Annotated in this window: 14 protein-coding genes; 4 read left to right on the plus strand and 10 right to left on the minus strand. The window is 46.1% G+C overall.

Annotated elements, in window-relative coordinates; genetic code table 11:
• On the minus strand, positions 1–1,391 hold a 1,391-nt coding region (locus tag AC3A14_RS22420; protein WP_318735402.1), incomplete at its 3' end, for a DEAD/DEAH box helicase.
• A 90-nt stretch (positions 1,392–1,481) separates the two neighbouring features.
• Between AC3A14_RS22420 and AC3A14_RS22425 the strand changes: the two genes are divergently transcribed.
• Positions 1,482–1,802 (plus strand): CopG family ribbon-helix-helix protein, encoded by a 321-nt coding sequence (locus AC3A14_RS22425; protein WP_318700450.1) that lies wholly within the window; start codon positions 1,482–1,484, stop codon positions 1,800–1,802.
• 334 nt (positions 1,803–2,136) lie between these two features.
• Here AC3A14_RS22425 and thiL read toward each other — a convergent pair whose 3' ends face one another.
• Positions 2,137–3,132 carry a thiamine-phosphate kinase gene (gene thiL / locus AC3A14_RS22430; RefSeq protein WP_318735399.1) on the minus strand — a complete coding sequence of 332 codons (996 nt, stop codon included), beginning with the start codon at positions 3,130–3,132 and terminating at the stop codon, positions 2,137–2,139.
• A gap of 49 nt (positions 3,133–3,181) precedes the next feature.
• Between thiL and AC3A14_RS22435 the strand changes: the two genes are divergently transcribed.
• A complete protein-coding gene (locus tag AC3A14_RS22435; RefSeq protein WP_318735396.1) occupies positions 3,182–3,736 on the plus strand; it encodes a cofactor assembly of complex C subunit B in 555 nt (184 codons plus the stop codon).
• 47 nt (positions 3,737–3,783) lie between these two features.
• Here AC3A14_RS22435 and AC3A14_RS22440 read toward each other — a convergent pair whose 3' ends face one another.
• Entirely contained in the window at positions 3,784–4,140 is a 357-nt protein-coding gene (locus tag AC3A14_RS22440) for a DUF3155 domain-containing protein (RefSeq protein ID WP_318699871.1), read from the minus strand.
• Between the two features lie 281 nt (positions 4,141–4,421).
• Here AC3A14_RS22440 and AC3A14_RS22445 point away from each other — a divergent pair, with 281 nt between their 5' ends.
• Entirely contained in the window at positions 4,422–5,705 is a 1,284-nt protein-coding gene (locus AC3A14_RS22445; protein WP_318699872.1) for a sensor histidine kinase, read from the plus strand.
• 22 nt (positions 5,706–5,727) lie between these two features.
• Positions 5,728–6,318: a DUF1802 family protein gene (locus tag AC3A14_RS22450; protein WP_318735393.1), complete on the plus strand. Its 591-nt coding sequence runs from the start codon at positions 5,728–5,730 to the stop codon at positions 6,316–6,318.
• Positions 6,319–6,372: 54 nt separating this feature from the next.
• On the opposite strand, the gene AC3A14_RS22455 is transcribed toward AC3A14_RS22450, so the two are convergent.
• From AC3A14_RS22455 to secE, 7 genes are all read right to left on the minus strand, one after another.
• Positions 6,373–6,969 (minus strand): alpha/beta fold hydrolase, encoded by a 597-nt coding sequence (locus AC3A14_RS22455; RefSeq protein ID WP_318735391.1) that lies wholly within the window; start codon positions 6,967–6,969, stop codon positions 6,373–6,375.
• Between the two features lie 95 nt (positions 6,970–7,064).
• Positions 7,065–7,457, minus strand: coding sequence for a 50S ribosomal protein L7/L12 (gene rplL, locus AC3A14_RS22460; RefSeq protein ID WP_318735389.1), 393 nt, complete (start codon positions 7,455–7,457; stop codon positions 7,065–7,067).
• A gap of 48 nt (positions 7,458–7,505) precedes the next feature.
• On the minus strand, positions 7,506–8,054 hold the full coding sequence (gene rplJ / locus AC3A14_RS22465) for a 50S ribosomal protein L10 (protein ID WP_318719137.1): 549 nt from the start codon (positions 8,052–8,054) through the stop codon (positions 7,506–7,508).
• Between the two features lie 267 nt (positions 8,055–8,321).
• Positions 8,322–9,038: a 50S ribosomal protein L1 gene (rplA, locus tag AC3A14_RS22470; RefSeq protein WP_318699877.1), complete on the minus strand. Its 717-nt coding sequence runs from the start codon at positions 9,036–9,038 to the stop codon at positions 8,322–8,324.
• Positions 9,039–9,157: 119 nt separating this feature from the next.
• The gene (gene rplK / locus AC3A14_RS22475) at positions 9,158–9,583 is read right to left on the minus strand and encodes a 50S ribosomal protein L11 (RefSeq protein ID WP_271943014.1); all 426 of its coding nucleotides are present in this window, start codon (positions 9,581–9,583) and stop codon (positions 9,158–9,160) included.
• 22 nt (positions 9,584–9,605) lie between these two features.
• Complete coding sequence (nusG, locus tag AC3A14_RS22480) at positions 9,606–10,238, minus strand: transcription termination/antitermination protein NusG (protein ID WP_318699878.1); 633 nt, start codon at positions 10,236–10,238, stop codon at positions 9,606–9,608.
• Positions 10,239–10,240: 2 nt separating this feature from the next.
• Entirely contained in the window at positions 10,241–10,468 is a 228-nt protein-coding gene (gene secE / locus AC3A14_RS22485; protein ID WP_271943008.1) for a preprotein translocase subunit SecE, read from the minus strand.
• Positions 10,469–10,981: the final 513 nt, after the last annotated feature.

The following is a 10,981-nucleotide window of genomic DNA, read 5'->3' on the forward strand; positions in this document are numbered from 1 at the left end:
GAGGCAAGGGGTTCAAATGAGGAGATAGCGGTGGAAGCATTCTCTCCTTGCGCTTCATTGGCATCGCTACCTGAGTTCACTCCTTCCTCTTTTTCTCGAATGACATGAGACACTTCATTCATTACTTCTAGAGCTAATTCAATCAGGTCAGGATGAGCGGGAATCAATGTTTCTACCGGCTCTGGATCGTCTTTAGGGAATTGACGCAATAAACGCCCTAAATCCTGCATGAACGAGAGAGGAGCGCGAACATTTGTAGCATGAATTCGATATTTCAGACGGTTAATCGAAACCCCCTCTCCTAACATGGCTACACCAATTATCCAGGAATAAGCAGTCGGGCCAGTTTCGGAAGCAAACTGCTCAATTAACTTGCTAGAATCCTGTTGAGAAAGACTGCTGGAGCTAGAGTTGGGGTCATCATCCTTGGAAACCACAACGAGAGCATTTTCCCCTGTTAGCCGCAGAATGCGTTCCTTCATTTGTCGAGCAGCTTGAATTGTCGGAACTCGTACATAGGTCGCGCACTCTGGCAGTCCCTTCTGGCGATCGCGTTTCATGCGTCCGTGCGCCCATTCAATTGCTGTTTTAACCCAATCTCCTTCAACAAAAATGGCGGTATTGAGAGCATCGGTTAATTGTTTCTCATTTTGAGCATTGGTGAAGGTTTGACCGTCATAGTGGGCTTCTCCTCGACGATAGGTAAACTCCCCAGCTAAGGTGACAAAAGAAAAGGGAGGAATCGTCCCTTCCCGCAAAGCGTCTGCTAAGACATACCTGAAGTCTGGCAAACACTCATAAACGTTTTCCTCAACAGAAGCATAATTAATCCAATTACCTAGAATCCTGTTGTTATCCGAGCGAAATGGTGTTCCTGATGTCATCAAACGATGGGCTACAACCTCATCTGGAAATGCTGCTTCACAGGCTTGACCAAATGCTAACTGGTCGCTTACGTGATGGACTTCATCGAGAATAATGAATACCTTACCTGCAACGTCTCTCTTCAGTGCCAAGCTCAACGTTTGAGCATTATCTGATTTAGTTAACCACTGATAGCTAACAACCATCCCATGATAGCCCTGGTTCAATAATTCATTGGGGGTGGGCGGACGATTCAAACGTTGATCTGTACCCGAGTAGTATAAATCCATACTAAATAGATCTCTGGCATCGGTGGAATATTGGCGCTTCAAATGATCTCCGGGAACAACAGCCACCAGAAACCGTAAGTCTAGCCCCCCTTTCCGAAGAAAGTCATAGGCATAGAGTGCTCCACCCGTCTTGCCTGCGGATGTGCAAGCTTCTAAGAGAAAGTTTTTCTTGAGATTAGTCTGGTAATCCCTCACAAAGCGGTCTTGCCAATCTCTGGGAACAAACTTTGCGGCCATAAATGCCTCCATTAGTTAATATCGATCTGTATACCTTTCGTAGCTCAAACGTATTCTACCATAGTTGTATCTCACCTGTATCCCAATCGCATGGCAAAGAATAGCAAAAGCAAAACTATATCCATACGCTTGTCTGACCTAATGCTTGAAGCGCTGGATGCCCGTGCCATTCTTGACGAGAAAGACAGAACTCAGATTATCCGAGAAGCGATCGCAGGGTATTTAGACTTATCAGATGAACCTGTAGAAGATAAGTTAGAAGCCTTGGAAGAGAAACAGCATTCTTTGGGTAAAGCGGTTGATAGCCTATGCAGGGAACTGAAAGGAGAGTCCAAAAGAACTGATTCCTTAGAAACGCGCATAGAAGAGCTGAACCGCGTGATGGCTCTCTTCTTGGAGCGAGTAAATTAGTCCAGTTTTGGACAAGGAGGCGTGTGTCTGACACGATTCCTGTCAAGTCTTTATCCTCTGTTAGACCTTTCCACTTCCAGTGCCTTGAGAGGCTCTGAAATAGCTCGTCAGCTCTGTATCTGAGTCAACATATGACGATAGTGATCGCACCTCATCTAAAATTTATGTACTTTTGGCGATATTATAATTCCATCTTTGGACTTCTGGCAATATTATGCTTCGATAAACGATCGATGTCCAGATCTTAGTGACAAACTAATAAGCTTTCTGTAGGGGGAGTTGGCAATATTATGGTTCAGTTCCCGGCAAAGTTATGGGTAAAGGCACATGTACCTCATGAAAGCGGAAAATGTTGGAATCCCCAACTTCGATCTAAGGTCAAATTGGGGTTTTGTCGATCGTGACGATCGATCAGTTCAATGCGATCGCCCCCGATTAATTCTCCAATAATGGCCGCCTCTCCCTCTAATGTCTCCACGAAAGGATGAGCGACTTCTGGAGGAAGGCACAACACTAACTCAAAATCTTCTCCTCCATAAAAAGTCCAATGGCGAATCTTGGCTTCAGAAAGTACAGAGCTTAAACCCTGAGCAGTGGGAATTTGACTTAAATCAATCCTAGCGCCAACGCCACTGGCGCGACAGATTTGATCTAAGGCATCGGCTAACCCATCGCTACTATCCATTCCGGCGATCCGTTGCGGCTTTAAATTCCATAATTTGGGTAGAACATCTAAGCGCGGTTTGGGATATTGATGCGCTTTAATGAATTTTTGGCGATCGCCGGGTGACAAAGTCATCGACCACTGAGGATTTAACAAACATTCTAGGCCAGCACGGGAGGCTCCATGAACCCCTGTGACCACAATAAGATCGCCAGGTTTTCCCGTATGGCGTTGACAGAGGCGATCGGGTTTAACTTGTCCCAAAGCGGTAATACTAAGGGAAATAACCGGCGATCGCACTACATCCCCACCAATAATGGCAGTCTCATGGGGTTTTAAACCGTCGTTCATCCCTTCATAAAGTGACTCAACCCACTCCACCTCTGTATCTGCCGTTAAACTTAACCCCACGGCGATCCCTAGGGGACAAGCACCCATAGCGGCTAAATCTGATAAATTAGCCGCTACTGCTCGCCATCCAACGGCATGGGGGGGAGTCGTGCGATCGCTAAAATGGACTCCATCCACCAACACATCCGTGGTCACCACCATGCGGTATCCTGGAATCAGATCCAACACTGCCCCATCATCCCCCACTCTATGGGCAGCACAAAACCGGAAGAGACGCTGCAAAAGCCCCTGTTCCCCAACTTCTCTCACCTTCATGGCCACATCGTAAAATACTGAAAACGTCTTCTATACTTTAAACCCTGACATGATCGGCGAAAATCCTGCCTTAATTCCTCTCCTAATCCTTACCCTTCTGCTGTGTATCGGTCTCTTTTTCTTTATTCGAGCCTCCGTTAAAGACCGAACAGAAGAAATCACCCTCATTGCTAATGTCACAGAAGAAGAACTGCTTCCCCAACTGCAAACCTATTTTGACAGCCGAGCCTACCAGGTTACTGCTCTAGAGAGCCAAATCCAGAAAATCACCTTTGAGGGGACTGTTCAACCCAGTTGGTTTTTAGCCATTTTTCTCTCTTTTTTAGCTACTCTTGGCCTACTTTGTGGTAATCTTGTAATCTCTACCGTATGGTCTGACTTTCCCCCAATCCTATGGGCGATCGTCTTCCTTGCCCCGGGTGCAGGTCTTTTCTACTGGAAGGGCGCTTATCGCACTGAACAAGTGGAGCTACAAGTTCAATCTCTTGAGTCATCCACGAAAACGGCGCAAAGTCTAATTGCGGTCAGAGCGCACCGAGATGAACTGGCTGAACTTCAGAAAGCCTTACAATCTTTGCTTTGTAATGAGGCAGAGTTAAGCTGAAACTCTGCCTCATTAGCTCCCTGAGTTACCTGAAGCTTGACACGCTGCTATCCGATCGGATAAGGTGTATCAACTTGTTTGGCTTCAGTTATGACAGCTCCCAGTAGCATTGATGGGGGTTGAAGGTCATCCGGATGTTTCAAACTGGGAAACAGAAAATGGTTTTCCTCAACATATTGAGCGCCAAATAAACCTTTTTCTGCCCAAAAATACCGATCTGTGGTATGCTCGTTCCGCTTGACCAATAATAAAGCGGGTGGGATAATCCCTTGAGCGCGAATAAATTTTCGAGCTGCCGTTACGGGTTTATCTTCTCCGCTTTCAATGCTATACTGAGGAACTTGTTCGAGGATACGCCGTCCTTCCTGGCGACGACGACTTTTGCGCTTACGTCTCCTAGCCAAATCTCCTTACCTCCCCTTTTAGCAGACAGATGTAGTTGTGGTTACAAAATACGTGCAGATTATATCGGTTTCTATGAAAAAAATCAATCAGTCTTAAGATAAATCAACAAAAGTCCCTAATCATACTGACGCGATCCCTATACAGATCCCCATCGGTAGAACCGGCTAAAGTCACTGAAGTCGCGGAAACCACTACAATAGGGAAAATGGAATTCACTTTGGGTATTCCTCGAATGTGTAATGTTGTGAATTCCTAACGTCCCCGCTTAAGTTCTATCCTCATGTTAAGGCCTGCCAGTTCGGACTTTATTGAACTGTGTCGATCGCAAATCTCCTTGTTGACCCAATCGTTGGGAGCATCTTTGAGTGCAGTTTATCTAACGGAACACCATCTAGACCGGTCGTTTACCCAACTGATTCCGATCGCCGCTTACCCGGATCGGGCAACTCCTTGGACGGAGTTGAAGCCGATCTCTTTTCTTCCCTATGAGGGATACTTGCAAGGTCTTGCTCCTTCTTTACCCAATCCCCTCGATCCGAAGTTGGAATCAGCCGCATCGAAAGTCCTGCCGCAACCTCATCAACTGATCCTACCGCTGGTAAAACAAAAAATGTTGATGGGGTTTTTAGTCACCCAACGGGAGGATCGGCAATGGAATGAACTCGAGCGAGAACAAATTCAACATATTACGAATACATTGGCGATCGCCTGTTTGTTGGATCAACGGGGTCAATGGTCTGAACATCGCTATCAACAACAGAGTACGCTGCAAACGAAGCGTCATGAACTGTTCCATAATTTTCTCCATCAATTCCGTAATCCTCTAACCGCTCTGCGAACCTTTGGTAAACTGCTGCTGAAACGATTGCCTGCTGCCGATCCGAATCGGGCGATCGCCGAGAATCTTCTGCGCGAAAGTACTCGCCTCCAGGATTTGCTCCAATATTTTAACCAATCGATGGATTCCCTAGAAGTGTCAGGGAACCGTCTGAATGGGGAGAATCCTTCAGAACAGCGACTGTTGAGTGCAACCCCTTCCTCTGTACCCCAACTTCCGGCTTCCCTAGGTCAGATTTCCCTCACGCTTCAATCGTGCGCTATTGAAGAGATTTTAGACGCTCTTTTACCGTCTATTGAGGCGATCGCTCAAGATAAGGGATTGGGTCTTAATGGTCAAATTCCGGCTAATTTACCTCTCATGGAAGTCGATCCCACGGCGTTAACGGAAGTTTTGAATAATCTTTTAGAAAATGCAATTAAATACACACCCGCTCCAGGAACGATCTATCTACAGGTCACGGCTCGCGAGACTCAAAATCAACTGCTGATTGCCATTAGTGATACCGGCCCAGGTATTCCCCCAGAGGATCTAACTGAGGTCTTTAAGCGCCATTATCGAGGGGTTCAAGCTGAGGGGGAGATTCCTGGAACGGGTTTAGGTTTGGCGATCGCTAAAGATTTAACGGAGCAAATGCAGGGAAGCCTGAACGTTTTTAGTCCAGCCGCCTATCCACCTGACGCGACCCAAGGCACAACGTTTGTAGTTAGTTTACCCATTCCGTAAGTTTAATTGAGGATCAATAAGTATGGTGTTGTCAACGACTCGTGCCTTAAAAGAATGGGCGATCGCCATCCAAGCCTTAGAAACGGGCGAAATCATCTGCCTTTGGCGCAAAGGAGGCATTCAAGAAACCGAAAAACGCTTTCAGGTGGATCGGGATTGGATTTGGCTCTATCCGACTTATGAGCATCAAAAACCCTCTTTACTAAAACCAGTCTATGCGGCTCAAGTTAAGCCAGTTCCTTCTGGATGGCATCCTGATAAAATTACCATTAGTAGTGGTGCAAAGGTTACCGATGTTTTAGAACTCACGGAACCGGAGCAAATTCAGGGATTATTTCACAACTTGTTTGCCGAACAGATTTGGACTGAAGACTTTATCAGCGATCGCCTGCGCTGGAAGCCCCAAAAACCGCTCTCTCTTCTCCTGCTGCGAGTTTACCGCTTATCGAAACCAGCGATCGTTCCCTACGATGCCAGTTATGGCGGCTGTAAATCTTGGATCGATCTACAAATTACGATTTCTGGAGATCGACTCTCTCCCGTTCTCAATGATTCCATTTATGAACAACGATGTAACCAAATTCGAGCGCTTTGCGCTGTAACGGGGGGATAGGGAGAGTTAGGACATTTTTTATTGCCTATTGCCTCAAACCCTAACCTAACTGTCCTAACCCACTCCTGTTTTCTTCAGGTATTGACCCACTAACTCAATGATGCGATCGTCCGTTAACATCCAAGGATGAATCAGAACAGGAACCGTGATGTTTTTCCCCACAGGAACATTGGAACTTTTAGCAGGCAAAATCATTAAATCGTTGGGGGTCCAAATGGAAGTAAATTGAACGGAGTTCAGTTGATCGAAATCTCGATTTAAATCTTGCAAAAACTGACTATTGGGGCGCATTTGCACGCAGCCAGGATTTTGTCGCACGTAGGACATTAAGCTACCATGATGGGGAGACGATAACGTAATGAAGCGATCGCATCGCTCTAGCCCTCCCAAGCGCTGTAAATAGTACCGGCTAATGATTCCTCCCATACTAAAGGCAACTATATCGAAGCGTGTATCTTGGCTAAACGTTCGCTCTATATACCCTTGAATCTGTTCTGCTAACCGATCTAAACCCACTTGGCCATTGTTGGGAACTAAATCTAGAGCATGAGTCAACCATCCTTGACCCTCTAACACCACAGCCATTTTCCTAAACACCGCTCCAGTGTCATCAATGCCATGAATGAGTAAAACCGGATTGCGAGTTGTCATAAAAAAAGCCTACAGAGAGAAAACAAGAGTTTAAACAAAAGAAAAGAGGGGATTGAATCCCCCCTCAAAGTATATCAATTCAGGCCAATGGTTCTCTATTTAACGCTAACTTTAGCGCCTGCTTCCTCAAGCTGCTTCTTAGCATCTTCTGCCGCATCCTTAGCCACTGCCTCTTTAATCGGTTTAGGCGCAGATTCCACCATTTCCTTGGCTTCCTTCAGACCCAAGCCAGTAAGGGCACGAACCACTTTAAGAATGGCAATCTTCTTATCAGCAGGAACTTCTTCCAGAATCACATCAAATTCGGTTTTCTCTTCCACTTCCTCAGCCGGAGCCGCAGTATTAGGGCCAGGAGCCATCATCATCATGCCACCAGTCGCCGCAGCGCTTACCCCAAAGACTTCCTCGATTTGCTTAACCAATTCAGAAGCTTCGAGCAGAGAAAGGGTTTTCAGCTTTTCAACAATTTCGTCAGTAACAGCAGACATAGTTAGGTATACTCCGTATTAGTCATTTACGATCGGGTGAAGGGGATTCTAAGCAGCATCACTGCCAGCGTCCCCTCCTTCTTTGTCCACGTAGGCCTGAAGGCCACGGGCAATAGAGGATGGAACTTGATTAATTCCAACCGCCAGTTTGGTTGCCACACCATTGATTGCCCCAGCAATTTGAGCAATAAGTTCCTCTTTAGAAGGCAAGTCACCAATGGCTTTAATCTCTTCCTCGGAGAGGGCACGGCCTTCCATGACCCCACCCCGAAGAATGGTTTTCTTGGTGGCTTTTTGAAAACCTTGGTAGGCTTTAATTGCCCCACCAATATCGTCTTTAACCAGCAGAAAGGCTGAAGCATCGGCCAGGAACTCCTTCATCGGTTCCCAAGCTTCATCCCCTTCTACGGCTTTACGCATCAGGGTATTCTTGGTTACCTTACAGGTGGTTCCTGTTGGGCGCAGTTGTCGCCGTAAATCAGTGATTTCAGCAACAGATAGACCTTTGTAGTCAATGACAACAGCGAGTTGGGCATCCTTCAAGCTTTCTTGAAGTTCGGCGAGGATCGCCTTTTTATTTTCTAGGGTTCTCCCCATTGATGTGTTACCTCCATGGTCTGAGTCAGACATTACTCCGACTTTGGCATTAGTCGCCCAAAAGCAACGCCCCGACAGGGTAGCCGGGGCGTTGCTAGCGAAAATGATCGACCCAACCAGGCTAGACTGACCTGAAGATGGGGAATTTAAAGAACACTTTCGACGGGCCTCGGCAGGAAATTAAGCAGCAAGCACCTGCTATCTTGGGCTGAATCGATATAAAAATTCAGAGGTTTAGAGTTTTAGACGCATTGCAAGTTGTACCCGTTAGGCAGCTTCACCAACTTTGAGGTCTCGTAAGAGGGAAGTATCGACCTCAATCGGCGGGCCCATGGTGGCACAAACATAAACGGTGCGCCAGTATCGGCCTTTAGCACCAGAGGGTTTGTTGCGATCGATGGTTTCCTGGATGGCTTTGAGGTTTTCCAAGAGATCTTCCGCACTAAACGCGGCTTTACCAAAGAGGATATGGACGATTCCAGTGCGGTCTGCCCGGAATTCCAGTTTACCCGCTTTGACTTCAGCAATGGCCTGAGCCACATCCGAGGTTACTGTTCCTGCTTTTGGTGAAGGCATTAACCCACGGGGACCGAGTAAACGACCAAGTTTTGCCACTTTAGGCATCATGTCTGGAGTGGCAATGAGGCGATCGAAGTCCATACGTCCTTTTTGGATCTCATCAATCAGTTCTTCCGAACCAAAGACATCTGCTCCGGCACTGGAGGCTTCTGAGACTTTTTCCCCTCTAGCAATAACAGCGACTCGAACAGTCTGCCCGGTTCCTTTGGGTAAAACTACCGTCGTTCTCAATTGTTGGTCAGTATATTTGGGATCAATTCCTAGGCGAATGTGGGCTTCTGCCGATTCTGGGAATTTGGCTGTGGCTGTCTCTTTGAGTAACTCGATGGCCTCTAAGGGTTCATAGGGCCGCTCTTCTACTTTTTTGTACAGCTCTTGCAGTCTACGCGATCGCTTTGTAGGCATGTTTTTTTGGATCTCCTGGGGTGGATAACGAAGGCCTGACTTCTCCCCCGCTTTAGTTCAATTACAGTTGTCTTAAGAGTAGACAATTCTATTATGATAGCACAAGAAGAAAACTTCTTCTAGTCCACCACTTTGACTCCCATATTTCGGGCAGTTCCGGCCACAATATTCATGGCTGCCTCAATATCATTAGCATTTAAATCAGGCATTTTGGTTTGGGCAATTTCTTGCAGTTGGGCGCGGGTAATGCTTCCTACTTTTTGTTTGTTGGGTTCGGCTGAACCTCTCTCAATCTTGGCCGCTTTTTTAATCAGCACCGAAGCAGGAGGGGTTTTGAGAACAAAGGTAAAACTGCGGTCTTCATAAACAGAGATTTCAACGGGAATCACCATTCCAGGTTGATCGGCCGTTTTCGCATTATATTCTTTGCAAAACATCATGATATTCACCCCATGTTGACCCAGTGCGGGACCAACCGGAGGTGCAGGGTTAGCTTTACCCGCAGGTAAAGCTAATTTAATCAGAGCAACAACTTTTTTAGCCATTGGCAATCATCCTAAATTGACTTTATTGTTTTTCAACTTGATTGAACTCTAGTTCAACTGGGGTATCTCGACCAAAAATAGAAAGGAGGGCTTTGAGTTTGCTCCGTTCCGGACTAACCTCAATTACTTCTCCTTCAAAATCTTTAAATGGTCCAGATAAAACCAGGATTTTGTCACCAGGGGCCATATCAATTTTGACCACTGTTTTATCTTCCTGGGTCTGTTTGAACATGCGCTCGACTTCTGTTGGACTCAGGGCAAGGGGTTTAACATGCCCCCGTCCTCGACCGTAGCGACGTTTTTGTTCTGCCCCTACAAAGTTAATCACATTAGGGGTGTTTTTGACTACAGGCCAGGTTTCATCGTCGAGAACCATATGGATCAAGACGTACCCAGGAAGGACTTTTTCTACCGTCTGTTGAGATTTTCCTCCCTTGCGGAATTGAACCGTTGATTTTTCCGGAATTTTAACTTCCAGAATGCGGTTAGCTACGTTGAGAGTTTGCTTGCGTTGTTCGAGGTTATTTTTAACCCGCTTTTCACAACCGGAAGCAACCTGTACAGCATACCATCTGGGTTTTTCAGCCGGTTTGTTGTCGGTTTCCTGGAGGTCTGTTTCTCTGGGGTTGGACTCAAAAGACTCCTCTGATACCATGATCAAAATACCTGACTGGCTGTCCAAATAAATAGTTTATCGACTGCAAAGATCAGGAAGGCGAATAATCCAACCATGGACATTACAGCAACAGATTCACTGATCAGTTGTTGGCGAGAAGGCCAAACAACTTTTTGCAGTTCGTCTTGCGTTCCTTGCAGAAATTTCTGGGTAACCTCTACGGGGTTGTCTGTTTTTTCTGGTACTTGTGCGGTTTCTTTTTTGGCCACAGTGTTTGGATCTCCCTTCTGATTGAGTGATGGGGTGAGGATTGAGTTCTTCCCATGTATTGATCATGGGTTTCTCTTTCTTTACCCTGACGTTAATCTCCAGTCTAGCGAACCTGTCTTGATTTTTACGACCTTTACACCACTTCCTTTCAGCCAGTTCTAGCAGTCCTAAGCGGGACTTGATGACAGACTGGCCAAGATCAGGGGCTAACGCGCCCTGGAGGATTTAAACCCCAAACATTAAGCATATCATAATTCACCCAAAAATCATCGAAATTTTTGGGTCTTAAACCCCCTCTTTCAGGGATCAGTAGAAAAACTTAGGCTGATAGTAAAAAATATTTGAACTATGTGTGAGTAACTGTTTACGGATCGCGTTAACAAAAGCGAGACTATAGTCGTTGTAAGTTGTATTGTAAGACGGAGAGAGAGGGATTCGAACCCACTCTCATATTATAAGCTAACGCTATTTGAATGGCTAGAAGCTATGCTCTACATACGTTCAACACTTTG

Source organism: Roseofilum sp. (assembly GCF_982964205.1).

Bases quoted from the DNA above. Each gene is read 5' to 3' on its own strand.
- AC3A14_RS22425 (WP_318700450.1), top strand. From the start codon at position 1,482: ATGGCAAAGAATAGCAAAAGCAAAACTATATCCATACGCTTGTCTGAC.
- thiL (WP_318735399.1), bottom strand. From the start codon at position 3,132: ATGAAGGTGAGAGAAGTTGGGGAACAGGGGCTTTTGCAGCGTCTCTTC.
- AC3A14_RS22435 (WP_318735396.1), top strand. From the start codon at position 3,182: ATGATCGGCGAAAATCCTGCCTTAATTCCTCTCCTAATCCTTACCCTT.
- AC3A14_RS22445 (WP_318699872.1), top strand. From the start codon at position 4,422: ATGTTAAGGCCTGCCAGTTCGGACTTTATTGAACTGTGTCGATCGCAA.
- AC3A14_RS22450 (WP_318735393.1), top strand. From the start codon at position 5,728: ATGGTGTTGTCAACGACTCGTGCCTTAAAAGAATGGGCGATCGCCATC.
- AC3A14_RS22455 (WP_318735391.1), bottom strand. From the start codon at position 6,969: ATGACAACTCGCAATCCGGTTTTACTCATTCATGGCATTGATGACACT.
- rplL (WP_318735389.1), bottom strand. From the start codon at position 7,457: ATGTCTGCTGTTACTGACGAAATTGTTGAAAAGCTGAAAACCCTTTCT.
- rplJ (WP_318719137.1), bottom strand. From the start codon at position 8,054: ATGGGGAGAACCCTAGAAAATAAAAAGGCGATCCTCGCCGAACTTCAA.
- rplA (WP_318699877.1), bottom strand. From the start codon at position 9,038: ATGCCTACAAAGCGATCGCGTAGACTGCAAGAGCTGTACAAAAAAGTA.
- rplK (WP_271943014.1), bottom strand. From the start codon at position 9,583: ATGGCTAAAAAAGTTGTTGCTCTGATTAAATTAGCTTTACCTGCGGGT.
- nusG (WP_318699878.1), bottom strand. From the start codon at position 10,238: ATGGTATCAGAGGAGTCTTTTGAGTCCAACCCCAGAGAAACAGACCTC.